20 protein-coding genes are annotated in these 23,865 nt (G+C 57.6%); 8 read left to right on the top strand and 12 right to left on the bottom strand.

The window, feature by feature from the left end; genetic code table 11:
- Positions 1–66 precede the first annotated feature (66 nt).
- Together FHS27_RS16355 and FHS27_RS16350 are read right to left on the bottom strand one after the other, a co-directional pair.
- Complete coding sequence (locus FHS27_RS16355) at positions 67–558, bottom strand: DinB family protein (protein ID WP_184305966.1); 492 nt, start codon at positions 556–558, stop codon at positions 67–69.
- 135 nt (positions 559–693) lie between these two features.
- Complete coding sequence (locus tag FHS27_RS16350) at positions 694–2,205, bottom strand: hypothetical protein (protein WP_184305965.1); 1,512 nt, start codon at positions 2,203–2,205, stop codon at positions 694–696.
- 362 nt (positions 2,206–2,567) lie between these two features.
- On the opposite strand from FHS27_RS16350, the gene FHS27_RS16345 reads away from it, so the two are divergent.
- A complete protein-coding gene (locus FHS27_RS16345) occupies positions 2,568–3,224 on the top strand; it encodes a hypothetical protein (protein WP_184305964.1) in 657 nt (218 codons plus the stop codon).
- Positions 3,225–3,522: 298 nt separating this feature from the next.
- Here FHS27_RS16345 and FHS27_RS16340 read toward each other — a convergent pair whose 3' ends face one another.
- Complete coding sequence (locus FHS27_RS16340) at positions 3,523–4,857, bottom strand: 3-keto-disaccharide hydrolase (protein WP_315854589.1); 1,335 nt, start codon at positions 4,855–4,857, stop codon at positions 3,523–3,525.
- Positions 4,858–5,074: 217 nt separating this feature from the next.
- Here FHS27_RS16340 and uvrA point away from each other — a divergent pair, with 217 nt between their 5' ends.
- Positions 5,075–8,086: an excinuclease ABC subunit UvrA gene (uvrA, locus tag FHS27_RS16335; RefSeq protein ID WP_246419915.1), complete on the top strand. Its 3,012-nt coding sequence runs from the start codon at positions 5,075–5,077 to the stop codon at positions 8,084–8,086.
- Between the two features lie 44 nt (positions 8,087–8,130).
- Here the strand turns inward: uvrA and FHS27_RS16330 are convergent, their stop codons facing one another.
- The 3 genes from FHS27_RS16330 to FHS27_RS16320 are packed head-to-tail and all read right to left on the bottom strand — an operon-like array spanning position 8,131 to position 11,052.
- Positions 8,131–8,772 (bottom strand): protein kinase, encoded by a 642-nt coding sequence (locus tag FHS27_RS16330; RefSeq protein WP_184305963.1) that lies wholly within the window; start codon positions 8,770–8,772, stop codon positions 8,131–8,133.
- A complete protein-coding gene (locus tag FHS27_RS16325) occupies positions 8,769–9,845 on the bottom strand; it encodes a hydantoinase/oxoprolinase family protein (RefSeq protein WP_184305962.1) in 1,077 nt (358 codons plus the stop codon). The genes FHS27_RS16330 and FHS27_RS16325 overlap by 4 nt, the downstream gene beginning before the upstream one ends.
- Before the next feature lie 4 nt (positions 9,846–9,849).
- The gene (locus FHS27_RS16320) at positions 9,850–11,052 is read right to left on the bottom strand and encodes a PQQ-binding-like beta-propeller repeat protein (RefSeq protein WP_246419938.1); all 1,203 of its coding nucleotides are present in this window, start codon (positions 11,050–11,052) and stop codon (positions 9,850–9,852) included.
- A gap of 389 nt (positions 11,053–11,441) precedes the next feature.
- Between FHS27_RS16320 and FHS27_RS16315 the strand changes: the two genes are divergently transcribed.
- Together FHS27_RS16315 and FHS27_RS16310 are read left to right on the top strand one after the other, a co-directional pair.
- Complete coding sequence (locus FHS27_RS16315; RefSeq protein ID WP_246419913.1) at positions 11,442–12,395, top strand: DUF6263 family protein; 954 nt, start codon at positions 11,442–11,444, stop codon at positions 12,393–12,395.
- Positions 12,396–12,413: 18 nt separating this feature from the next.
- On the top strand, positions 12,414–13,850 hold the full coding sequence (locus FHS27_RS16310; protein ID WP_184305960.1) for a hypothetical protein: 1,437 nt from the start codon (positions 12,414–12,416) through the stop codon (positions 13,848–13,850).
- Positions 13,851–13,874: 24 nt separating this feature from the next.
- On the opposite strand, the gene FHS27_RS16305 is transcribed toward FHS27_RS16310, so the two are convergent.
- The 3 genes from FHS27_RS16305 to FHS27_RS16295 all read right to left on the bottom strand — a co-directional run bounded on the left by FHS27_RS16305 (position 13,875) and on the right by FHS27_RS16295 (position 16,233).
- The gene (locus tag FHS27_RS16305; RefSeq protein ID WP_184305959.1) at positions 13,875–14,900 is read right to left on the bottom strand and encodes a site-2 protease family protein; all 1,026 of its coding nucleotides are present in this window, start codon (positions 14,898–14,900) and stop codon (positions 13,875–13,877) included.
- A gap of 156 nt (positions 14,901–15,056) precedes the next feature.
- Positions 15,057–15,758, bottom strand: a complete 702-nt coding sequence (locus FHS27_RS16300; protein ID WP_184305958.1) for a VIT1/CCC1 transporter family protein — start codon at positions 15,756–15,758, stop codon at positions 15,057–15,059.
- Positions 15,759–15,879: 121 nt separating this feature from the next.
- Entirely contained in the window at positions 15,880–16,233 is a 354-nt protein-coding gene (locus tag FHS27_RS16295) for a hypothetical protein (RefSeq protein WP_184305957.1), read from the bottom strand.
- Positions 16,234–16,396: 163 nt separating this feature from the next.
- On the opposite strand from FHS27_RS16295, the gene FHS27_RS16290 reads away from it, so the two are divergent.
- Positions 16,397–17,740: a sensor histidine kinase gene (locus FHS27_RS16290; RefSeq protein WP_246419911.1), complete on the top strand. Its 1,344-nt coding sequence runs from the start codon at positions 16,397–16,399 to the stop codon at positions 17,738–17,740.
- Positions 17,741–17,782: 42 nt separating this feature from the next.
- Positions 17,783–18,844, top strand: a complete 1,062-nt coding sequence (locus FHS27_RS16285) for an L-threonylcarbamoyladenylate synthase (RefSeq protein ID WP_315854583.1) — start codon at positions 17,783–17,785, stop codon at positions 18,842–18,844.
- A 22-nt stretch (positions 18,845–18,866) separates the two neighbouring features.
- Here the strand turns inward: FHS27_RS16285 and FHS27_RS16280 are convergent, their stop codons facing one another.
- The 3 genes from FHS27_RS16280 to FHS27_RS16270 form a co-directional block, all read right to left on the bottom strand.
- Entirely contained in the window at positions 18,867–20,060 is a 1,194-nt protein-coding gene (locus FHS27_RS16280; RefSeq protein ID WP_184305955.1) for a DegT/DnrJ/EryC1/StrS family aminotransferase, read from the bottom strand.
- A 12-nt stretch (positions 20,061–20,072) separates the two neighbouring features.
- The gene (gene argC / locus FHS27_RS16275; RefSeq protein WP_184305954.1) at positions 20,073–21,113 is read right to left on the bottom strand and encodes an N-acetyl-gamma-glutamyl-phosphate reductase; all 1,041 of its coding nucleotides are present in this window, start codon (positions 21,111–21,113) and stop codon (positions 20,073–20,075) included.
- Between the two features lie 202 nt (positions 21,114–21,315).
- The gene (locus FHS27_RS16270; protein ID WP_184305953.1) at positions 21,316–21,774 is read right to left on the bottom strand and encodes a DUF4870 domain-containing protein; all 459 of its coding nucleotides are present in this window, start codon (positions 21,772–21,774) and stop codon (positions 21,316–21,318) included.
- Between the two features lie 407 nt (positions 21,775–22,181).
- Here FHS27_RS16270 and FHS27_RS16265 point away from each other — a divergent pair, with 407 nt between their 5' ends.
- A complete protein-coding gene (locus tag FHS27_RS16265) occupies positions 22,182–22,535 on the top strand; it encodes an SGNH/GDSL hydrolase family protein (RefSeq protein ID WP_184305952.1) in 354 nt (117 codons plus the stop codon).
- A 579-nt stretch (positions 22,536–23,114) separates the two neighbouring features.
- Positions 23,115–23,858 (top strand): SGNH/GDSL hydrolase family protein, encoded by a 744-nt coding sequence (locus FHS27_RS16260; RefSeq protein ID WP_184305951.1) that lies wholly within the window; start codon positions 23,115–23,117, stop codon positions 23,856–23,858.
- Positions 23,859–23,865: the final 7 nt, after the last annotated feature.

Here is a 23,865-nt window from a genome sequence, read left to right as displayed (position 1 = left end):
GGTTTCGTGACTAAATCAGTGCGTGTTGATGTTTAGGCCCGGCACGTGAGCTGATTCGGTATCGGATCAGATGACGATTGGCTTGCCGAGTTTGCGCCGGACGGGCACGACCTGTCCGACGTGCATCATCGGGTGAGTCGTCACGAGAACGAGGATCGAGCCAAGGGTCGGAAACATCTTCGCGAGATGTTCGGGGGCGGGTTTGTCGAGGTCTTCGACATTCAGTGAATCGATCGCGGCAAAGGTCGCGTCTTTCAATTTCGCGAACAACGCCAAATACTCTTCCGTGGTTGCGAATTGGCTCGCGTCATCGCTCGCGACGTTTTCTCGGGAATGATTTTCGGCGAAGCCTTCGGGCAGTGTGATCGAGTGACCGGGAATGATCGAATCGAGCAGGCTGCCTTCGGAAACGATCAGGTGTCCTAATTGCCATGCAATATGGTTGCAGCCTTCGCCGGGACGCGTCAGCAGTTCAGCGCTGGTGAGGTCGCTCACGTAGGACGTTAACACCATCTGGCTGGTCGAGTAAGTTTGTTTGAGGATGTCGAAGGCGTTCATGTTCGTGTCGCTCGGAAAAGAGTGCGTAAGAGAAATAGAAACACTCGCATGAACGGGCCATGCGAGGCGTTAGTTATACGCGTCCGCACGAACCACGGACACCGGCGGAAGCTTGTTTGTGATCTGCATGGAAACTCAGTGCGTTTTGGATGTCGACTTGCTAATGTCTTCGAAACGAAGACTGTGTTGGAATGCGAAATACGCGATCGCCATGACGCCTGGAACGAACACAAATGCGGCATCGGAAAATCGCCCGATCGGTGGACTCGTCAAGGCAACAAAGCCGAGTTTGGTGGCTCCATAGGTGATCGCAATTAGCAGGAACGCACGAACACCCGCGCGCGATTGTGTCACGGAGGTTCGGTTGGTTTCCGCACGCGACGGATGAATGCATCGAACTGTTGTGATAAGTGCCGCAACAACGATCAGGATTAAGAAGATGGGGTGCATTACGATGTTCGCGGCCGACCCCCATAATCCCCGTCGCACCGCGAGCAGCCACCAACGCGCGTATCGCAACGGGTAAGAACGCACGATGTACTTATCTAGTTCGGCGATCAATTGATGCTGCGCAACGATGTCGGCATCACGCGCGGCATCGTTCGACGCGTCGGATTGGATCACGTGAGCCGCGGCGGGGACGACGACGAGGTACGTCATCGCGTCCCAACGGTTTTCGAGCGTCATGTAGGAATCGGCACGCCGCGATGGATCGCCGTGCGTTCGTAAATCCAGCCCGTCGGCGGCACATGTGGTGCGGACACCGCGAGCCTCGCCTGAGTCGCTAATTTGGGATGTCTGGTTTGGAGTCGCTCGAAGATTTTCGCCCAACGAAACTTCGACACGTCGTCGGGCGATTTCGGACGCCAGTTCACCTGGTTTTCCAGGGATCGTTGTTAATTCGTCGTTGTCGAGGAGCTGTGTGGTGACGGCTGCCATGTTTTGATGGCCGAACGGCAGCAGCGAAAAATCCGCGACCGTGACGTATCGAAACACGCACCACCCAAGTAATGTCACAACAGGGATGCCCGCGATCACGAACCCGTCGCGAACTCGGTGGCTAAACGTGGAATCGATTGCCTCAGCGGGACGCAAAAATATCGCGATTGTTGTCCAAGGAATCAGAAACAAATACGCCGGACGCAAACCGATCGCAATGAGGACAAATGCCGCAATCGCGATGGACAAACGAATCGAAAAACCACGACGCCAACCCCGCATCATGCAGACTGCGGTGATCACACCGACCGACATGGCGGGGCAATCCGTTGCAATGGTGGAGACGTTGTCCCAGAACGTGCATCCGATCGCCACCGTTGCCGCAACGGATAAGGACATCAGGCAGGATGTTTTCCAATTTCGGAGTTCGAGCATCAATGCCGAGGTTGCAGCTGCGTGCAATAAGATTTGTCCGAGAACGACGAGCTGCAGTGCCGACGAACGGGTTGGGGCGAGAGACGTGAAGAGACGCAGAACCAATGGATACACGGGAGACCGGATTTCGGCGGCCGCGGCGGAGGCGGGCGAGAACGCGTACTGCAGATAGCTCGCTGTGTCGGAGACGATATGGAACGTCCAGCGACCGGAGAAGACTGCGGCCGCGATCAAGACGACCGACCACATTAGCATGGTGGGAAATGCGGACATGCTGCCGAGGTGATTCACCGCATTTGTTATTGGCGTGTGCCTGATTGAGTTCGGTGTTGGCAGTTCAGGACTCATGTTGGCGATGAATGTCCGATTTCGAATCGATGATGGATGGTTTTCGCAAGCTTAGGTCGTAGAGCGGTCGCCAAAGATCATATCGCATGCGAAGGATTCATGGGGAGCGAGTCTCTCTGACGCGAAGGCTGTCGTGTCATTAGTTGTGACGCGCCACGACAGCGTCCCACGGGGCTGGTCCGAAACCGCTAGATTGTTTAGAAGCAAGGAGGCGAAACAAGCTGCATTCTTGCCGTGCCTGGTCGCTTTGTCTTTCTATCCGCATTTCGCATCACGATGGTGGTCCCTTGTCCAACGATCCCAATTCGAATGATCCTTTCACATCGCCTTCATCGGCGATCTCGTCCAGGACCGGGAGGACGTCCACGACGCTCAGCGAGTTCCTGCGAGTGGGCCAATTGATCTCCTTCGCACTTACGTCGGGGATTATCACGATGACGGCGGTGTTCGCGTTCTTGATGATGCAGAATGACGAAGAGGCCGCCGAGGGTGAGATGGTGTTGTTGCTGATCGGCGGCGGTGTGTTTGTGATGGCACTCGTGACGGCGTTTTTGATGCGAATGATGTTGCGGTCTGCCGCGGCGAGCAAACTGCGAACGGAGCCCGAAGTGGCTGAGTTGGTCAGCGGAGGCGTTGCGGCATCGCAACCGGCGCGGGACGCGTGGGAGAATTGGGACCGCGACGAGACGCTCCCGAGACCGCTGCGTCAGTACTTGGAAGGGTCGCAAACGTCACGATTGGTATCGCAGGCGATTTTGGAAGGCGCCGCCGTCGTCAATCTCGTGCTCTCGATGCTCGATGGGAACGCGTTGCATTTCGCGGCCGTCATCGTATGCCTCGTGGGTGTGATTTCGCTCACACCGACGTTGGGAAAGATTCGAAGCGAGATTCGTTCCGCATTTTCCGTCGCGGGCGTTTCGGGTGAGTTCATCCACAAACGATAAAAGCCTCGGTGGTTGGATCACTCCGGAGGTGCTGCCGTTGGGGGCGCACGGGGTGATCCGCCAGAGCGTTTCCATTTTTGATGTAGCCACCGTCGCGCGACGTTGGACCACGTTCGGTTTAACGCAGCTACCTTGAAAACGCACATCGCGCGTCGTAACGCTCGAGAGCATGACGCATGTTGCCGGGCTCGCTTACCGCCGCTTGTCTCGCCAAAATTCAGACCTCTGAATTTGGTCGACATCGGCTACAGCATTTTCGTGGATGCTCTAGCCGATGATCTTGACTTTAGCGGTCCGGCTACTTGGTGTCGGCCATTTGCGGGAACTCGATCCCGCCGGACAATCCGCGATCGATTACCCAAATATTGCGAAAACGCACTGGGTCACCGTGATCTTGGATGAGCGTTGGCAACAGAGTCGGCGACTCGGGTTTGCCGTGTCCGGTGGGACCCGGCAACTCTTCATCGTCTTGAACTTTGACGCCGTTGACCCAGGATGAAATCCGGGCGTTACGAATTTTGCTGCCATCGGCGGCGAATCGTGCGGCGGTGAAGTGGATGTCGTAGGTCTGCCAAACCAACGGCGGCAATGCCATGTTGAACTTAGGAGCCTTGTGCCGGTACAGGGCACCGAGGCCGTTGAATACTTTGGCGTCGCCGAATGAGTCGAGCACTTGGCATTCATAGCGGCCTTGCAAATAGACGCCGCTGTTGCCTCGTTTTTGCTCCCGCTGTGCGGGCATGTGTGGGATGCGGAACTCAAGGTGCAAATCGAAATCATTGAGCATGAAGTTGATGTTAGCACCTTGAGCGAGCAATTTGTCCTCGGTCATCCGGGCGTGTGCGAACGCGTTGGTGTCGGTTCCGTCGAACAAGACCATCGCACCTTCGGGTGGAGTGGCACCGAGCGTGGGGCTGGAACGTTCGACACGTGGAAGTTTTGCGAGCGTCGTGCCGGTCTCGTCGATGATCTTGCACTCTTCGGCGCCAGCGAACATCGCCCATGGGCCACCCGAAAGCACCAAGGTGGAACCGCTGCGACGTCCGAACAGCAGCATCGGTTTCTCGTCTTCGAATAATTCCTGTCCTGGAAGTCCGCCGGAGTAAGCGCGGGCTTCGAATTCACCTTTGCCGAGATTGCGGATCTGCACGCCCAGGCGGCGATTTTTTGCAGCGGAGTCGCCGTCCTTTTGGTTGTTGTCGCTTGACTCGAGTTCGCCTAGATATTCTCCGACGAGGGAAAAGTCGATCGCGGCGGGGCCATCGGTTGGCGGCAACGTCCAAACGCCCTTGGCTTTCCATTCCGGGTCCGGACCGGGCTCAGGGGCGGGTGTTTCCTCGGTCGGAGTATCGGGTTCGGCCTTTTCGGGTTGCGATTCTTTGGGCTGTGATTCCTTGGAATCGGTGGCGGCGGTACCAGTTTGGTCGTTTCCGGATTTCATTTTCGCGGCGTCGCCGTCCGCCTTCGGATCGCTCGTTTTGGCGGGTTGTTTTTCCTCTGCGGCGGATTTCGACTGCTCTTCGCTCGACGCCTCGTTCGGCTTATCTTTAGCCACGTCGGATTGAGCCGCATCGGGCGATTCGTTCGCTGCCGCGGCGTTTTCCTGCCCGGCGGCAGTTTTCGAAGGCAACACAACCAATCCAAAAGCGAGAGCGACAACCACGGCGGAAATGGCCGGAGTCAACGAAGTTGGCCTGTGATTGGTCCCTGAGAAATGCTTCATCATCATTTTGGGCAGTGTTTGGTCGGAGGGGAGTGTGGGGGGGAGGGTCGCCGAAGCGAAATAGTAAAGCAAGTATTGTAATTGGCGGCGCGAAGGTCGTTGTACCGGAGAGGACTCGAAAACGTTCATGAAATCAAAAGCTCGCAGTCAAAAGCGTTCGGGCGGCACGATCACCGCAATCGATACGTCGGCCAGTAAAGAAAATGAGGCCGATACGCGTCCAATCGAGTTGCGTGGTTGTCGCGTTAATAATCTGCAGAGCATTGATGTCGACATTCCCCGCGGAAAACTCGTCGTCGTCTGCGGGCTCTCGGGCAGCGGCAAGACTTCGCTCGCGCTCGACACGCTCTACGCCGAAGGGCAGCGTTGTTACATCGAGAGCTTTTCGGCTTACACACGTCAGTATCTGGCGCGGTTGGAGAAGCCCGATTGCGATTCCATCAACGGGATCCCGCCCGCCATCGCCGTGACCCGAGCCTCGGCGGTGAAGAACAACCGCAGTACCGTAGCGACGGCGACCGAGATCGCGGAGCATGTTCGGTTGCTGTTCGCGAAAGCGGGCGATTTGACGTGTTATCAGTGCGGGCGAAAAGTCGAAATTGACAGCCCGCAGAGCGTCGCGGCGGAAATGACGGATCCGGCCACGCAGGTAGGTCGCGCGATTGTCGGGTTCGAGATATGGTTGCCCGACCGGACGTCCGCCGGTGAGATCTTGTTGGGGCTGCAACAGGAAGGCTATCTGCGTCTGATTCTCAAAGGTGAGACGTTTCAGTTGTCCGACGATGATCGTCGTCCGCTGGCTCGGCGCATCGGCAGCCGCGGGGCGACCGCGATCGTCGTTGTCGACCGGTTGTCGGGACAAAGCGAACAACCTCGGTGGACCGAATCGCTCGAAACCGCGATGGCGGAAGGAAACGGGCGCGGTGTCGTGCTGTACGAGGCGTCCGGTGCTGCACCGGAATCGCCGGTCGAGTCTGATATGTCGCCACGGACGATCGCCGTCGACGGTCGCGAGATGGTGCAACGGATCGTCAGCGATCGACGCCGCTGCGACGAGTGCGATCTCGAGTTTCCCGATCCGGTGCCACGTCTCTTCAATTTCAATCATCCGCTCGGTGCCTGCCCGACGTGCGAAGGTTTTGGGGACGTATTGCGAGTCGACATGTCTCGCGTGGTTCCCGATCCATCGTTGTCGCTGCGTGAGGGCGCGATCGCCCCCTGGAACACGCCGTCGTACAGTCACGAATTAGATGAACTGATCGACCTCGCGGACGATTACAAAATTCGCGTGGATGTTCCTTTTTCAAAGTTGAAGAAGAGCGAATTAAAGAAAATCCACGGTGGCGTTCCCGAACGAAATTTCGGAGGACTCGATGGTTTCTTTGCGTGGTTGGATCGCAAGAAGTACAAAATGCACGTGCGTGTTTTTGCAGCCCGATATCGCAGCTACACGACGTGTCCGACCTGTGAGGGCAAGCGATTCAAACCCGAGGCTCTTTCCTATCGGATCGACGGTCGGAACGTGGCGGATGTTTTGGAAATGCGTTGCGATCAACTCGATCAATTCCTTGCCGCACTCGAATTCGAATCCCATGCCGATAGCGGGCACCTTACCACTGCCGAGAGCGAGACGGATTCAAAATGTGAGACCGGTACGGATAGCCAGTTGACTCTCGCGATGGTCGCCGAGGCTCACGATCTGCGGCAGTACACCATTGCTAGCGAACCGGTGCGACAGATCCGCGATCGGCTTCGCTTTTTGGACGCGGTCGGATTGGGGTACCTGCAACTCGACCGTCCATTGCGGACGCTCTCAGGTGGCGAAACGCAGCGGATTGCATTGACGTCGGCGCTCGGCAGCACTCTCGTTGGGATGTTGTATGTCCTCGATGAACCGACGGCGGGTTTGCACCCCGACGATGTGACCAACTTGATCCGCACCATTGTCGAGCTGCGCGATCGTGGCAATACCGTTGTCGCGGTGGAGCACAACGCGCAGTTAATCGCGGCAGCAGATCATGTGATCGAGATCGGCCCTAACGCGGGTGTGGGTGGAGGTCAGGTCACGTTTCAGGGCACGCCCGACGAATTGAAAAACGATAGCGATTCCGTCACGGGTGAATACCTTGCCGATGACGTTGGCGGATACGAACGTCAACATGCCGCGAGGAAACCGACTGACTTCATCACACTGCGTGGAGCGTCGGGACACAACTTGAAAAAAATCGACGTCGAGTTTCCGCTCGGTGCACTTTGCGTGGTGACGGGACGTTCGGGCAGTGGGAAGAGTTCGTTGATCCATGACACCTTGTTCGGTGCCGTCTCGCGACGATTATCGCATCGTCGTGGGGAGACGCCGAACCCGGATACGGCGCAAACGTTACCGCACGAGGGAATTGAAGGTGTTGAACGAATTGAAGATTGTTTGTTAGTCGATCAGTCGCCGATCAGTCGTAGTCCGCGGAGTTGCCCGGTCACGTTTGCGAAAGCGTTCGACGAGATTCGCAAGGCGTTCGCTGAAACCGTTGACGCCAAAATTCGTAATTTCAAGCCTGGCCATTTCAGTTTCAATTCGGCCGCCGGTCAATGCACCGCTTGCGAGGGCGCGGGCGTGCAAACGGTTGACATGCAGTTCCTCGCGGATGTTTCGATGCGGTGTCCCGAATGTCGTGGTCGGCGATATCGCGAGGAAGTCTTGCAGGTGCGTTATCGAGACCGCACGATCGCGGACGTGTTGGAGATGACCGTCGGCGAAGCGTATCGCTTCTTTCGCACGATGCCCAAAGCACAGGCGAGACTAAAGCGGTTGATCGATGTCGGTTTGGATTACATCCATCTCGGCCAACCCGCAACGACCCTTTCCTCGGGAGAGGCTCAACGATTGAAACTCGCTGCGTTTCTCGCCGGAACAAAACGCCGGCGGACGTTGTTCCTGATGGACGAGCCGACGACGGGATTGCACTTTGCCGACGTGGAGCGTTTGATCGATTGCTTCAACGCACTGATCGCGGACGGACATTCGCTGATCGTGATCGAGCACCACCCGATGCTCGTCCAAGCTGCGGATTGGATCGTCGAAATCGGACCGGGAGCGGCTGACGAGGGTGGAGAAATCGTTCGATCCGAACGTGCGGTCTAATTCATTTGCGTGTCGTGCGACCCTCGCGTTCCGAATTAGACCGTCTACGAAGCAAGTGGCAATCGTTCGACGACGATCCGGAAGTCGCAGCCTGCAAAACGTGAGCAGGCTGGGTCAACCACGCCGCCATCGATGAGATCCGCCAGTGACGAGGCCGGATCAACATCGCACGATTTTAGTACGACGCATTCATCGGCGTTTAAACGCGCGGCCATCCAGAATGCGATCGCGTCGGTCGTGGTGTCCCACGTTTCAGGCAAACGCGGCACTCGATCAGATGTGTGCTGGGCGACAGAGTCTCGGTGATAGAACGCGGGAACGTTGCCCAAATAGAGTTTGGGAGTCGACTGTGAGATGGATTTCGAAGTTGCAATGATGGTTGCGAATCGATGCCATGCGGCGACGTCCGCGATCGTTTCGAAGTCAGGAAAGTGAGAATCGGATTGAAACGATTCGGCGAGTGATTCGAATGAGAATCGCAGCATCTCGACGCAACGCCAATGCACGTTCGCCGGATCCCCTGGACGCAAACGATCCCATTGGCGAACCGCGTTGATCATCTCGCCACCGCCCGCAATGGCGAGCGTGATCGCGGGAGGTTGTCGATCGAGCCACACGCGAAGGTCGGCCATCAGGTGATCACGCACCAGGAGGCTGCCGCCGATCTTGATGACCCGCAACCTCATCGTTCAGCGTCCTTTACTGTTTCGCACGCGGCATTCATGAATGCGTCCTCACCCGCCAAGACGGCAACGGCCCACGCGGGAGCGCCGCGTGACACGCTGCCGGATAGTTCTTCACGTAAGTCCAACACTCGGGCATCGTCGGGAACACGCACGAGGTCCTGCCCGTGACCGCTCAACACGATTGTCGGGGATTGCTGCGTCGAAGTTTGTAAGATGGTGATCCACTTCGTTACCGCCGTCTCGATTCGCGTTTCTGCGGCCGCAAGAATCTGTTTCGATAGGTCGCTGACTTCCTGATCCGTCATTTGATCGCGGTCCAATCCGATCATTCGTGCCAGGCGTGCTTTGGCGTGGCGGCGATCACGAGGATGGGAGTCCGCCGTTTCGTGATCGCGGCTGTCTTCACTTTGCCGACCGAGAATCAATCGAGCGTCGTCGATCGTCGCAAAGACTTCGTTCATCACCGGGACGCTCTCGTCTCGGAATCTTAGTTCGGAAACCAACGCACATACTGGCGTGCGCCGGCATCCGACGTAAACCAAGCAATCTTCACGAAGTCGTTCGTAGTCCGTTGCCGCATGCGTCAGAACATCGCCGTCACGAATCGCAATCACGTCCGTCGTTGTTGATCCCACATCGATAAGGAGAGCGTCTTTGATCAGCCGCAGACCGACCGATTTGGCTAAGGCGTGCCAATTCGATGCGGCGATGTTCTCCCAGTTCTCGGTTGCCGAATCGGCATTGTAAAATCGTCCGTCCGTGCCATAGAAGCCGGCCGTGCTCAGTCCGACACGCGGCAGGCAATCGGTCACCTGAGCCACAATCCGTCTGACGCCGTCGGCGCGGCCGGCAAAGCAGTCGGCGAGTTCGCCGGTCATGGTGACCGCGAGTGCGCGAACGTCGCCGAAGCGTTGAATGTCCTCGGTGAGTTGGCGGCCGAGTTCCTCGTGACGCGTCCACATCGGGAACGAACGTTCGAACGAGCGGCCGTCTTCGGTCGCGTACTTCAGGTTCGCACCGCCGATATCGATGCCGAGTATGCGCGAAGGGGATGCTGTGTTTGACGTTGTCACGAGGTCAGTCGCCCCAACGCAGCGCGGTCAAGCGATCCAGGGCACGAACGAATACCAAGTCGCCCTGCACGGCGATGTGCGCCCAACTGTCTTCGGCGACCTTCGTTTCGTCCGTCACAGTAAACCGTTCCGGTGTGGCATCCATCAGACGCAGGTTCCCGTCGTCGGCGAGTGCCAGGATTTGGTTGCCGTTGCGTGCCATGCTCCAGTACTTGCCTGCCGGCGGGCTCGTCCACGCGATTTGTCCATCGGCGACAGACAGGCAAACGGCACGTTCGTTCTTCATGTGCATGTAAATGAACTCGCCGACCACGACGGGCGACGACATGTATCCTTGCGTCTTTTGACGCCACCGCTCGGACACCTTCCACGCATCGCCGTCGCGACTGATGTCGAACAACTGACTCACGCCGCTGTGTGCCGCCGTGAAGACCGCGTCGCCGATCACGAGCGGGGTCAAGATGTTCATTCCGCGAAACGCTTCGATCGGTTCCTGCCAATACACCTCTCCGCTATCGAGCGAAACGCCACACAACTCGTTTCGGGTTTGGACGAGCAATTGTTCCACGCCGGCGATTGTCGCTACGGTGGGACTCGAGAAGGCGCCCGTGCTCGACATGTCACCGCCACCGCCGAGGACGTTCCAAAGGACCTCGCCCGTTTGCAAATCGACTTTGGTGAGTCCGCCGCCGAGTTGCACGTAGACGGCGTTTTGATGAATCAGTGGTGAGCACGCCGCACCAAACGGTTGCAAAGGCGTTTTGAATTTTTCGGGAAAGTCGATTCGCCAAAGCACTTCGCCCGTTTGCGTGTCCAACCGGACCAAGACGTCTCGCATGCCCAGGACGACCAACGATCCCGGCACCGTAACGGGAGTCGACCGGATCCAGTCCCCATTGGCGGCGGCGAAGAATGGAACCGCGAGGGACCCTGGCCACTCCTGCGTCCACGCAGTTTCACCCGTGGCGATGTCGCAGGCGGTGACCCGCTCGATCTTTTTGTCGATCGTTTCGGTGGTGAAAACCATGCCGTCTTGGATCACTGGGCCGCTGTAACTCGGCGCGAGTTCTCGCTCCCAAACCTTGGTCAGTTTTCCCTGCAGTTCCGCCGGCCAGGGTTCCGATTTCACGCCGCCGTCGCGATCCGGCCCACGCCATTGGTTCCAGGTCGTTTCGCCGAATGCGAGCGATCCGTCCACTGCGAGCATGGAACATAGAAGCAGTGCGAGGCATCCGGGGCGAATCAGGATCATCAGGACGTCACTCATCGGAGGAAAGGGAGCAGGGAATCATGAAACCGCTAGCGAACCCCAACAGGCTAGCGGCACCCTATCATCAGGACCCGTCAAGGTAGCGATTTGCAGCGCAACGCGACAGCATGAGGCGTGTGCTGCCGCGGTGGTCAGATCGGCTGTCTGCTCGGCTGTGACTACTGAACAAACACCACCTGCACGCACCGACCGGAAGAGTGATTGCGTCAATGAGACGCGTGATCGAGCGATCCCGGAAAACCTGATATGTCTAGCGGTCGTGGGTGGGGTTCTGCTAAATCCGAGCGGTAAAACACTCGTTTGATCCTTCAGGAGTCCACGACGCCATGTCTCATCGACCGCGCACATCGATTCTCGCCCGCACATGCTGCCGCTTGTCCGTAGCGGCATTGAGCCTTGGAATTGCGACGTATTCACACGCTGAACGTCCTGTGGATGCTGACACCGGTGCTAGCGTGCTCGTCGATGCGTCAGAGGAAAAATTCCTGCTACGTCATCAACTGGCGCCCAACCAAACGGTTCGTTACAAGGTGACGCATGTTGCCAAAACGAAGACTCGGATGAATGGCACCGAAGAGATCGCCAACGTCCACACGACCAGCGTCCGATCGTGGAAGGTTCGTAACGCGACGGACACAGAGATGACCTTCGATCACCAAATCGACTCGGTCGAGATGACACAACAAAACGGCGACAAACCGGAAGTCCGCTGGGACAGCCTCAAGGGCGAACAGCCTCCCGCGATCTTTAGCGTGGTGGCCGAACAGATCGGCACTCCTTTAGCGACCGTGACGATCGATGGGAAAGGTTCCGAACTGAAACGCGAGACTCATGCGGGATCGAAATCATCCCTCGGAATGGGATCACTCACACTTACCTTGCCCGCCGAGCCGGTTGTGGTAGGCGAGAGTTGGAGCGTGCCTTCGGAAATCCAAGCTCGTACGGATGACGGTCAAGTCAAGACGATCAAGATTCGCCAGGTCTACACGCTGAAGAAAGTCAAAGCGGGCGTCGCCACGATCGCAATAAAGAGCCAAACGTTGACCCCGATCGACCAAGAGTCGTTGCGGGCGCAAGTCGTGCAGCAATTGAGTAATGGCAGCGTGCGGTTCGACGTCGACAACGGGTTCTTGCTCGGCAAGGAACTCGATTGGGACGAAACGGTCGTTGGCTTTCAAGGCCCCGGCAGCATGATGGAATACCGTGCTCGCATGACGGAAGAGCTCGTTGACGCGGATACGGTGAAGTCGGCCGCAAAGCCTTCGAATTCACGTCGTTAAATTGAGCGAGCAAACGAAATGATGCGACGCCGTCGATTCCTACTGTTTCTCGCGACGCTTGCAATCCTCGTCGCGATCGGCGGCGAATGTGTCCACGCTCAAACGCCACCGGTGACGGATGATTCGTACTACCCGCCACTCGATGCCGTTTCGCCCGCCAGCTACGTCGATCCTGTTTGCGCCGATCTGGGCTGCGATGACGTAGGCTGCGACGATCCCGGTTGCGGTTCGATTTTCTACGAGAACGCGGGGTGCGACGGAATCAGATGTGGCGACGGAAGTTGTTATTCGTGTCGTGCCGCATCGGGGAATTGGTTGCAGCTCGACGTCCGGCTCAGTGACGCGCTGCTTGACTTTCAGAACCGGCAAACCGATAAAGAAACGTTGATCCTCGAGGATCATGCTCGGCGAAGCAATCGTGGCCCCGTCGTCATCGTCGGCGGACAAGCCCGGTTGTCGTTCTTGGCAGCGACCACAAACAGCGAAAACAAGTTTCCCTATCTAGGGCGTTTTCCGACGGACTTCAGCGGCAGCACCGCGACCGATGCAAGGATGTTGCACGCCAATGCGCACGCGACCGCCCATGTGACTCCCTATGCGAGCGTGTACACCGAGCTGTTATTTTCGGATGTGTTTTCGTTTGCTGATTTCAAACAAGGCAGTCTTCAAGTTCGTCAGGCGTACGCGGTGATCGGCGACTTGAACGTGTCGCCGTTCTATCTCTACCTCGGCAAAAAGACGATCGGGTTCGGCGATTTCAGCACGTTGAGTCCTTTTACTCAGAGTGTCACGTGGCATTACTTTGCAGCCTTGGGCGAGGGAATCGGCGGTGGCTACCATGACGATACTTGGGACATCACGCTCGCCGGGATTAATGGCGGCCGTGGGATTCGTTTGTCGGATTCACCCGAACGCGGAAAACTGAATAATCTTGCCGCGAATCTCACTTACACGCTCGGCGATCATGCCGACCGACAATTGCGTCTGGGCAGCGGATTTCTATTGGGCACGATTTATGACGGATTCACGGCTGAGCATCTCGACGCGAATCAATTCGGCGAGGACTACAACAGCGCCTGGTCGGTTAATGCGCGACTCGATATTGACCGCATTACTTTGGCGGGAGAGTATGTCACGACGACTGACGATTGGCCGGTAACCGATTCCCCGGTATTGGCGTACCGGACCGAAGCGGCGTATTGGTTTGACCGCGGTCCGTCGGGTTCGCACATGAGCGTGAGTTGGAGTTCCGGTGAGCAAGGCCCGTCCGGAAGCGAATTTGAATTCAATAGCCAGCTCGTCATCGGCTACGGAAAGCGATTCGGCGATCACTGCCGCGGTTCGATCGAGTACGTCCGCAGCAGTGGATTCGCTCCGCTGATCGACATCACGACGGTGAGCGATCGTGACGTGGTTCAAGACAGCATCGTGTTGGGAATGAATTTGATCCTGTAGATCGGATTCATCCGAACAGATGCATCAGGCGAGTGGTCGCAAACGGAACGTGCCCGTTGCGAGCAATCGGTCAATCGTCATCGCACCGCGACCGTTTCGAACGGCGTGACGAAGATCGTTCTTATCGAGACGCCCGATCACCGATCCGCCACGGGAAACGAGGAACTCATCGATTGAGTCTTTTCCCAGCCACCCCAACGCACTTCGTGAGTTCCACTGGGCGCTGATAACGGGCATCGAACGCGAAGGGGCACGTTGTGCGGCGGCTTCTCGAAGCAAACGCGCTTTGACGATATCGCTGGAGTCTTCCGGATACGGTGTGGTGAGATCATTGTCCCACGTGAAGTCCTCACGCGATGCCGGAGTCGCTTTTGATGCTAGGCCCTCCATGCGGGCACGGATTGATTCGCCTTGTGCGGCGAGGATGATGAACCCAGCGACGAAGACCAGCAGCAAGTTACCGCCGATCAAACCGAGAAGACCAAATCCGGCGGCCGTGCATTGCCCGACGCGTGCCGCAATCACGGTCGCTCGTAAATATGGCAACCTCATCGCGAGTAGCGATCGCAACACGCGACCGCCGTCCATCGGAAATGCGGGCAGCATGTTGAACACGACCAACGCGACATTGATGATCGCCAGTTGGCTGACGAATGAACTCACGGATCCGACGACTGGCTTGACGATCCAAAGTGCTGCGAACAGCGATGCCGCGATGACAACGTTCACGGCGGGACCGGCAACGGCGATCGCCAGCTCTTTCCACGGTTCGCGAGGCATGCGTTCGAGGCTGGCGACACCGCCGATTGGCAGCAGGGTGATGTCGCGGGTGGGGATTCCAAATCGCCGCGCGGTCAACGCGTGGCCGAATTCGTGCAGGAGAACGCATGCGAACACGGCGAGGATCATCAACACCGACCCCGTCGCCGCGAGAGCACCGCTTCCGGACGCGAGACTGGAGAAATAGATCCACAGCGGCAGCAACAGAAACGTCCAGTGCAGACGCACGTCAATGCCAGCGAATCGACCCAAATGCCAGGAACCGTTCATACGAAAACTCCGTCGAGAGGTGATGGACCACTGTCATACGCCCTCGAGAGTCGTGTTGATCGGTCCTAAAAGGCGAAGTTCTCGTCTTTTTTGGGAGGGCAGGACTCGGCAACCGCGACTGCCGAAATGGCGTATTCGACAAGCGTTTCGCAACACTTATGCAACTGAAATGCCGAATAACAGCCCGATCGCGTAGGTCACCGCCATCGCGACCACGCCCCAAAAAGCGACGCGGAATGAACCGGTGAGGATGGGGGCTCCCCCGACGGAGGCCGAAAGACCGCCCAGGAACACAAGGCTCGCGATCGTCGAGAACACAATCGCGATCAGCGACCAGCCCACTGGAGTGAATGCGGCGACGAGCACCGGTATCAACGCCCCGACCCCAAAGGCGAACGCGGAGACGACGGCGGCCTGCAGCGGTTGAGCGGTGAGTTCATCGGTGATCCCCAGCTCGTCACGCAGGTGAGCCCCCAGGGCGTCGTGCCCTGTCAGGGCAACCGCACATTGCCGAGCGAGCTCGGGGGCGAGACCTCGGGCGACATAGATCCGCGTTAATTCGTCGAGCTCCTCTTTGGGGAACTCAACGAGTTCCTGTTCTTCTCGAAGCCGGTCGGCTCGTTCGGTGTCTGCCTGCGAGCTGACCGAGACATATTCTCCGGCGGCCATCGACATCGCACCGGCGCTCAGACCCGCGACACCCGCCAGCAGCACAGTCTGTTGGTCGGCGTGGGCGGATGTCATCCCGACCAAGAGTCCCGCAACGGAGACGATTCCATCGTTTGCGCCCAACACAGCGGCGCGCAACCATCCGATGCGATTGTTGCGATGCAGTTCGGGGTGACGTGACATTTTCATCGGCGTTGGCCTCAGGCTCCATCAGCGATCGGGGCTTCACCGTCATCAATTGAACGCGCGCTCGAGGCACACGTCGCCGATTCGTCTCTCGGCCGCATGCGTTTGGAGGACACGCCCATGGTCAGAAGTCGGACGTTTGACGCCATCGGCGTTTGTGTAAGATGCGTCGCAGGGTATCGATCATCATCCATTGCAGAATCACTAGCAGGATCGGTGCGGAGAACAAGATGAACTGACTCATCCTCGGCCCCTCCACCCATTCGACGCCCGCTGCCGCCGCGGTCGACAACATGGCCATCACGAGCGCGCCGTTGAGAATGAGCAGGCAGCTCGTGATCGCCGCCGAGACAAACGTGGCGAGGCATCCGCCCGCGAGGTCAGTGACATCGATCTTCTTCGCGCCGATCCATTCCTCCGATTCGTGGTGAGGCGGAAAGGCATGATCGAGTGGCGATTGAGCGTCGTCAGGATTCATATATTCACACGTTTTTAATCTACATTGCAACGTTACGCGTTCGTCAAGCTAACCGGGGGCGGCTACAATGACATGGTTTTAGATTAACCGATCGCGACCGCCACACCCATCCTACTAGATCTACGGCGACGACATGTCCGGATCCGCCTCAAGGCTCGACGCAATGCGACCTACCGTCGCCACAGACCCGTGCTCATGGCTGAGTATCGGGGTTTTAGTCGTGCTAGCCTTGGCCTCGGTGTCCGGTTGGGTGATCGCCCTGGTTGCCTCTCTCGCGATCGTGATTATCGCTCGGCGTGGCGCGTCACGAGACGGTGTCGCGGTGCGAAAAATCCAGTCCGTCGAATCGGATTCACGCGACGCTTCTGCCAAGGCTCGCCGCGAACTGAAATTGCTCGAGGCCGAATCTCGTCTCGGTGCCTCGGCTCTCCTGCAACTGATCGACGGCGTCGTGGTGTTGTCGAACGAATTGTCGATTTTGCTGATCAACCCATCCGCGGTTCGTTTGCTAGGACTCGAAGGCCGCGAAAATCTGCTCGGCCGATCGATCTCTGATTGGGTTCGTCAGCCCAAATTGACTCGATTGATCAGTTTAGCAATCAGCGAGCGACAACCTCAGGAATCGGTGCTGGAGTTTCATCGGGGCAACGGGATCTTGCCACTTCGTATTCGAGCCGACGTGATCGATGACGGCGAATCGGTCAAAGTGCAGTTGTCGTTGCGAGATGAAACCGAAGCGAGAAAGCTCGAGGGCATGCGGCGTGAATTCATCGCCAATGTTTCTCACGAATTGAAAACGCCGCTGGCTGCGATCAAGGGATACGCGGAGACGGTTCAGTTGGCGGCGGCCGATGATCCCGACATGGCGATTCACTTCATGAATTCGATCACGGCGCAGTGCTTGCGACTCGAACGGCTCGTCGCTGACATGATGCAGCTCGCTCGCGCTCAGTCCGGTCGGGCTCAAATGAACATCGCCAGCATCTCGCTGCGTGATTCGGTGGTCGAGTCGGTTCGGACGTACGGTCCGGTCGCTCAAGCCAGCGGTTTAGAATTGACGTTCCACGATGACGGCAACTCGGCCAAAGTGCTCGCTGACACGGAGGCCGCGCTGACGATCGCCAATAACCTGATCGGCAATGCGATCCGATACACTCCCCGCGGCGGCCGCATTGACGTTCGGTTAGAGCAAGATTCCGATCGATGGCGACTCGTCGTTGCGGACACGGGCGTCGGAATCGCGGAAAAGGATCAGACCAAAATCTTCGAGCGGTTCTATCGCGGATCTCGCAGTGCTGAGATGGCGACGTCGAGCACGGGGCTCGGTCTGGCGATCGTCAAGAATCTCTCGATCGCGATGGGCGGAAGCGTTCGTGTCGACAGCGTTCCTGGCGAAGGCTCGACCTTCATTGTCGAATTGCCGTCGGTGCTGTTGCAGGGCGAAGGCGGTATCGATCCGATCACGCCTGGGATCCCTCACATTTCGACGGAGTCCTTGGTAAGCTGAGCGGCAATGATGCCCTCAAATCCACTCCTAAGACCAGTCACCGTGAACCCGTCGAGCGAATCGATCGCCCGCGCTGCCGAATATCTCCTCGCTGGTGAACTCGTCGGCTTGCCTACCGAGACCGTTTACGGGCTGGCCGCAACTGGCGACGTGGAATCCGCGGTGGACAAGATTTTCGCGGCAAAGAACCGCCCTCGGACCAACCCGTTGATCTTGCATGTGGCATGCACGGCCGACGCGATATCCTTGTTCGCCGACGATCTTTCGCCCGTCGTGCGTGACCGCATCAAACGGCTCGATCCGTATTGGCCGGGCCCGTTGACCCTGATCGGGCCACGTCATCATTCGATCCTTGACCACGTCACCGCCGGCGGCGATACCGTGGCCGTTCGTGTGCCCGATCACCCCGTCGCTCTCGCGCTGCTGCGTCAACTCGCAACCGTCGCGGGAAAACCGATTCCGGTCGCCGCTCCCAGTGCGAATCCGTCAAACTACGTCAGTCCAACGACCGCGTCTCATGTCGCCGAAGGTCTCGGGGCTCACGTCGCAATGATTCTCGACGGGGGCCCATGCCGGGTCGGCTTGGAATCGACCATTTTGTTTTTGGGGACCGAAACGACGCCCGCCCGAGTCCTTCGCAGTGGTGGCATCTCGGTCGAGCAATTATCCGAAACGCTCGGTGAACCTGTGTTGGGACCCGACCCAAAACCCGTCTCCGAGCATTCACAACACGATCCGTCTGTCGTCGCCTCACCGGGGCAGTTCGCCAAGCATTACTCGCCGCGGACGCCGGTGATTCTTTTAGCGAAACCGGATTCGGAAGAGCGAGAATTCCCCTGCGCCGAGTCGCCCGCGCCTCGACGCCTCTCTCGCGTGTTGCGAATCGTATTCGGACCGGTCGAAAACGCGATACCAGACGGCGTTGGTGACGTGTGGTCATTTTCACCGGATGGACGCCTCGAGACCGCCGCGTCAGAACTTTATGCGACCCTTCGGAAGGCAGACGCGGGGCAATTCGATCTGATCGAAATCGTTCCTTGCACCGAGTCTGGTTTGGGCGTCGCGATCATGGATCGACTCCGTCGGGCTAGTCGCCAGGGTTGAGTCGGCACCACGAGCCGACGAGTCACTCCGCGATCGAGTCTAATCGCTCGATCAAGTCGTCGGCCAAGAGCACGCGGTGATCGATCACCACGCAACGCTCGCCAAGTGCGCGGGAATGATCGAGCGACACGGGTTTGCGGCTTCGGCGGTCGCTCGTTGCGTGCATGCTCCGGAATCCTTCGCCGGCCGGCAATCCGATGCGGCTCAAACGATCAAATACTGATGCGCGTTCCGTGTCGGCGTCCACTCGGATCGCGAACTTATAGAACGCTTGCGTTTGATGGTTGGTGGTTTCGCTCAGAGGTGTGGCGTTCCATTGATGCCAATCCCAATTCCCCAACCGATTCACGGATTCTCGGCGCGTGCGGTTGTACGTGTTGAGTGTGCCGAGTTGCGGTATCAACGCCGCACATTGCAAAGGCGAGAACGCGAACACGTCGCTCGGCCGATCCGCGTACGTTCGCAGTCGAGCCGCCACTCGATCGTTTCGAGTGATGATCGCACCACCGTTGCCCGCAGACAATAACTTGCTGCCTCCAAAACTTAACGTCGCGACATCGGCGAGGGCACCGATAGGAATCAGCGAGTCGTTGTCGTCGGAAGCCGCCGTGGTTTGACGGGGACGCCAACCGGCGCCCGGCGTTTGGCATGCGTCCTCGATCAGGATCCAGTTTCGTTCGTCGCAGATTTTGCGAATCTCCGCGATATCGGCGAGTTCACCGTAAAGGTGCGACACGACGACCGCCCGGATGGCTTCGCCGGTGATCCATTGCAACGAGGCGGGATCCATCGTAACGCCTCCGGATCGCACGTCCGCGAGCACGGGAGTGGCGCCGAGCAACTCAATCGTACGGAAGTTTCCAGGATAGTCGTACGCGGCGACGATGACTTCGTCACCCGCGGTAACGCCGGAGGCACGCAGAGCCAATTCGATTGCTGCCGAACCGCTCGAACACAATCGCACGTCGGGGCTGATTGAGAGACGCTCGTGATACTCAGACCAGGGCGACCCGAGTTGTGATTCCGAGGTGATGGAACACGTAGCCAGATCAGCAACCTGGGCGGCGCACTTTTCGTGAATCGCCGAGTGATAGCGGCCCCAATCGCCATCGGCCCACACTCGCTCAATCGATTCGATGATCGCGGGATCTCGCGGTGGCCAAATCGGCCAGCCGTCGCGGCATCTCGGTAGCGCGTAGGAGTGATGATCGCTCACGGGTTCATCCGCTCACAGACCCATCATTTGGTCGATACCGAACATCACGTTCATGTTCTGAATCGCAGCGCCGCTGGCGCCCTTGGACAGGTTGTCGATCGCGCAAACGATGATCACTCGTCCCGGTTGATCGTTCGGTCCAGAAACACGAACCGTCATTTGAACATGGTTGGTCATTACCACGTGCTTGGTTGCGGGCAAATGATCGACAACATGGATGAACGGTTGATCGCGATACGTCTTTCGCAGTTCGTCCATCAATCGCGACGTGACGCTCTGCACGGTGTCGTTGTCTTGCAAGACGGGCCGCGCGTACATGGTCGAGAGGATGCCTCGGTCCATCGGCGTCAGGTGGGGTGTGAACAGAACGTCAACCGGCTTGCCCGCGATTCGGTGAATCAGATCTTGCATTTCCGGACCGTGACGGTGTGACGCGATCGCGTAGGCCGAGATCGATTCATTGGTTTCGCAGTACAGCGTTCCGAGTTTCGGCGAACGCCCCGCACCGCTGACTCCACTTTTGGAATCGATGATAATGTCGTCGGTTTGGATCATTCCCGCGCGAACGAGTGGTGCCAATGGCATGATCGCCGACGTGGGGTAGCAACCTGGGTTTGCGACGACGTCGGCCTTCGCGATTTCGTCGCCAAAGAATTCTGGCATCCCATAGACGACGTTGCCGACTCGTTCCGGCCACGGGTGCGTGACGCCGTACCATTGTTCGTAAAGTGGGACGGACGAGAGTCGAAAGTCAGCGCTGAAATCGATTACGCGAACACCGGCGGTCGCGAGATCGCGAACGCTCTCAGCCGACGCACCATGAGGCAGGCAACACATCGCCACGTCTGCTTGTTCGGCAATCGCCGCGGGATCGAACGGCTGCAGCGCAATGTCGCAACGCCCCGCCAACGACGGATGAATTTCGGATAACGGTTTGCCCTCGTCCGCGCGGCTCGTCGCGACGGTCAGTTCCGCCTCCTCGTGCGCCAAGAGCAAACGTGCGACCTCGAGGGCCGTGTATCCGGTCGAGCCGATCAGAGCAACGCGAATCATGTTGGTTTGATTTCAAAGGGAAGCGGGGCGGGAAAACGGAATCCTAGCCGAGAATCGGAAACTTTTCGATCCGGCACAGAACCGATCCGGCACAGAACAACGTTACGCCGTGCAACGAGATGCCGTGCAAACAATCGCGGAACGACAAAATACGGTTATCGGCGAGTTGTCCGTTTCGCGTACGGCCGCCTGCCGTTGGTGTTCAGAAAAAACGAATGCTGCCCGGGTAGTCCCACGGCACGCCGTCATTCGCTTTGATACCACCAATGATCGGATAAATCAGCGAGAGCAAACCGAGAATGATGAATCCGAAGATTCCTACAAAGACAATCATCAGTACTCCGCAGATCATCGAATAGATAAACGACGAAAGGATCCAGTTCGCGACAATCCGACCGTGGATATCGATTTCGGGGATTTCGTCTTTCTTTAACTGCCACAACAGAATCGGGGCAATGAACCCGAGCAACGGGATGACGAAACCCGCGTACTGAGATAGATGCAGCAACATGGCCATTTGGTTCGCCGATGCGGACGGAATTTGAAATTGGTGTGGTTCGCCTGCCAGCACACGTGCCTTGGCCGCTTGGAATTCGGCTTCTGACAACTCGCCGCGGTTTCGGAGTTCAGTTAATCGTTGAATTTCGTACGCGACGCTCATGATAGAATCGTTCCGTTGAGAGAAAGGGGGCAACCGGGAGGGAATACTGCAGTCCTAGCAGTGGCATTGTTGTGTCAATCGACGGAGCTGGAAATGTCACCACTCCAGAATCGTCGCCACAGAATCAAGAGCCGGAGTATCGAAAGTCGACGAGTCTAGGCTACACCGACGATCTGAAGGCTGGTGATCGGGTGTCCGGCAACCTTCATGGGCCGCATCGACTGAGGTTCGGGGCGCAAGAATCAGAAAAGTCTCGTCCGTTTTCGGTTCAATTCCTGTTTTCGAGCGAAATGAAATTCCATTGCCATCATTCGCTTGGTGCGAAATTCTCTCAATGCGAATCGCAGCCAGAATTCGTTTTGCATGGATTCGTTTGGGGTAAGCACTTCAGGTGAAATGGTACGGGCGTGAGCCTTCAACGGAACGCCGACGGCGAGTCCCAACAAAACCTTGAGAAGATCGGCGCGCGATTGAGGGAAACCGATGCAAAGCTGATTTGGTGCGCAACGACGCCGGATCCAGAGTTCGAGGTTGGTCGGAATGTGGGGGATGAAATCAAATACAATCGGACCGCTGAATCGATCATGAAGAAGAACGACATCGCCATCAATGACCTGCCTACTTATGCGCTGCAGAGACTGCCGGTAATCCAGATTGAGAAAGGCGACGTCCATTTCACAAAACCAGGCTATGCCTATCTGGCCGAGCAGGTCGCCAGTGAGATTGAATCGACTCTCGCTAGTCTCGAGCCACAAGAGTGATGAATGAATGTGTGACGTGCGTAATGTCATTGCGTAGTGGTGCTTACCAAGAGCGAACGCAGGATGAGGTGGCCTGGGTTTTGGGGGCCACCTCAGAGGGCCTCGGTCAGCTACGGGGGTGCTGGTGGATGGTGTGGGCTAGCGGGGTTGTTTTTGGGTGGTGTGGGAGTTGGTGATCGGTTGGGTTGTAGCGGACTGAGGACCTCAGTCCGCGTTGCTGGGGAACTGACCGAGGGCCTCGGTCAGCTACACGGGTGCTGGAGGATGGTGTGGATTGGCGGGGTTGTTTTTGGGTGGTGTGGGAGCTGGTAATCGGTTGGGTTGTAGAGGACTGATGACCTCAGTCCGTGTTGCTTGGGGACTGACCGAGGGCCTCGGTCAGCTACACGGGTGCTGGAGGATGGTGTGGATTGGTGGGGATTGTTTTTGTGTTCTTGGTTTCGCTTCCATTTGCGACTGGGCTTCGAGTGGCGTCTGATCATTCCTGGCGACGGTTGCGGCACGCCGTGACGCAAAACGGTTTGGCTTTGACGGGGAAGCGTAATTTGCGTTCTCTAAAATGTCTGCCGACGCCAATCCATGTCCACAGCCCCCTCGATCGATCCATTGCCGAACATGAAAACGTTTACACTGCTTCTGGTCACGCTGTCGTTTATCGCAAGCGAAAGTCTTGCTCAAGATGCTACGGTAGAAGACACGTTCGCGTCGCTCAAACGAGAGATGCAAATTCACTGGCCGAAGAATCGATTGATCAGGTTTGTCTTTCACGGGCATTCCGTGCCGGCAGGATATGGGCGTGCTGGAGAGGTGCACCGATACGATTCGTACCCCATGCAGTTTCACCGTAGCCTCTGCGAAAGATACAATTATGCAACCATCGATCTGGCGATCACCGCCATCGGGGGCGAGAATGCGATTCGTGGCGAGGCACGGTTTGCAGATGATGTCCTCGCGTTGAATCCGGACGTTGTGTTTATTGACTACTCGCTCAACGATCGTTCGTTTGGGCTGGAAAAATCCTCCACTGCTTGGCGATCCATGATCGAGCAGTGCCAAGCGGTGAATGTGCCAGTCATCTTGCTCACCCCAACGCCTGACTCGCATGAGGACATCCTCGACGACACGACCGTACTCGCCCAGCATGCCAATCAGGTTCGCGAGTTGGCGAAGGAATACGGCGTGCCATTGGTTGATTCGTACGCCGCGTTCGGTGATCGCGTACGTCGCGGTGAGAAACTCGATGACTTTCTTTCACAACCCAATCACCCCAACAAAGCAGGCAACGAGATTGTCGCCGAGTTAATCGGTCGTCTGTTTCTTTAACGGCGTT

This window comes from Aporhodopirellula rubra (genome assembly GCF_014192335.1).
Classification (GTDB): Bacteria; Planctomycetota; Planctomycetia; order Pirellulales; family Pirellulaceae; genus Rhodopirellula; species Rhodopirellula rubra.
Note: the sequence above shows the minus strand (reverse complement) of the source record. Positions and strands in the feature narration are given on the sequence as shown.

Bases quoted from the DNA above. Each gene is read 5' to 3' on its own strand.
- FHS27_RS16355 (WP_184305966.1), bottom strand. From the start codon at position 558: ATGAACGCCTTCGACATCCTCAAACAAACTTACTCGACCAGCCAGATG.
- FHS27_RS16350 (WP_184305965.1), bottom strand. From the start codon at position 2,205: ATGTCCGCATTTCCCACCATGCTAATGTGGTCGGTCGTCTTGATCGCG.
- uvrA (WP_246419915.1), top strand. From the start codon at position 5,075: ATGAAATCAAAAGCTCGCAGTCAAAAGCGTTCGGGCGGCACGATCACC.
- FHS27_RS16330 (WP_184305963.1), bottom strand. From the start codon at position 8,772: ATGAGGTTGCGGGTCATCAAGATCGGCGGCAGCCTCCTGGTGCGTGAT.
- FHS27_RS16320 (WP_246419938.1), bottom strand. From the start codon at position 11,052: ATGCTCGCAGTGGACGGATCGCTCGCATTCGGCGAAACGACCTGGAAC.
- FHS27_RS16315 (WP_246419913.1), top strand. From the start codon at position 11,442: ATGTCTCATCGACCGCGCACATCGATTCTCGCCCGCACATGCTGCCGC.
- FHS27_RS16310 (WP_184305960.1), top strand. From the start codon at position 12,414: ATGATGCGACGCCGTCGATTCCTACTGTTTCTCGCGACGCTTGCAATC.
- FHS27_RS16305 (WP_184305959.1), bottom strand. From the start codon at position 14,900: ATGAACGGTTCCTGGCATTTGGGTCGATTCGCTGGCATTGACGTGCGT.
- FHS27_RS16300 (WP_184305958.1), bottom strand. From the start codon at position 15,758: ATGAAAATGTCACGTCACCCCGAACTGCATCGCAACAATCGCATCGGA.
- FHS27_RS16295 (WP_184305957.1), bottom strand. From the start codon at position 16,233: ATGAATCCTGACGACGCTCAATCGCCACTCGATCATGCCTTTCCGCCT.
- FHS27_RS16290 (WP_246419911.1), top strand. From the start codon at position 16,397: ATGCGACCTACCGTCGCCACAGACCCGTGCTCATGGCTGAGTATCGGG.
- argC (WP_184305954.1), bottom strand. From the start codon at position 21,113: ATGATTCGCGTTGCTCTGATCGGCTCGACCGGATACACGGCCCTCGAG.
- FHS27_RS16270 (WP_184305953.1), bottom strand. From the start codon at position 21,774: ATGAGCGTCGCGTACGAAATTCAACGATTAACTGAACTCCGAAACCGC.
- FHS27_RS16260 (WP_184305951.1), top strand. From the start codon at position 23,115: ATGTCCACAGCCCCCTCGATCGATCCATTGCCGAACATGAAAACGTTT.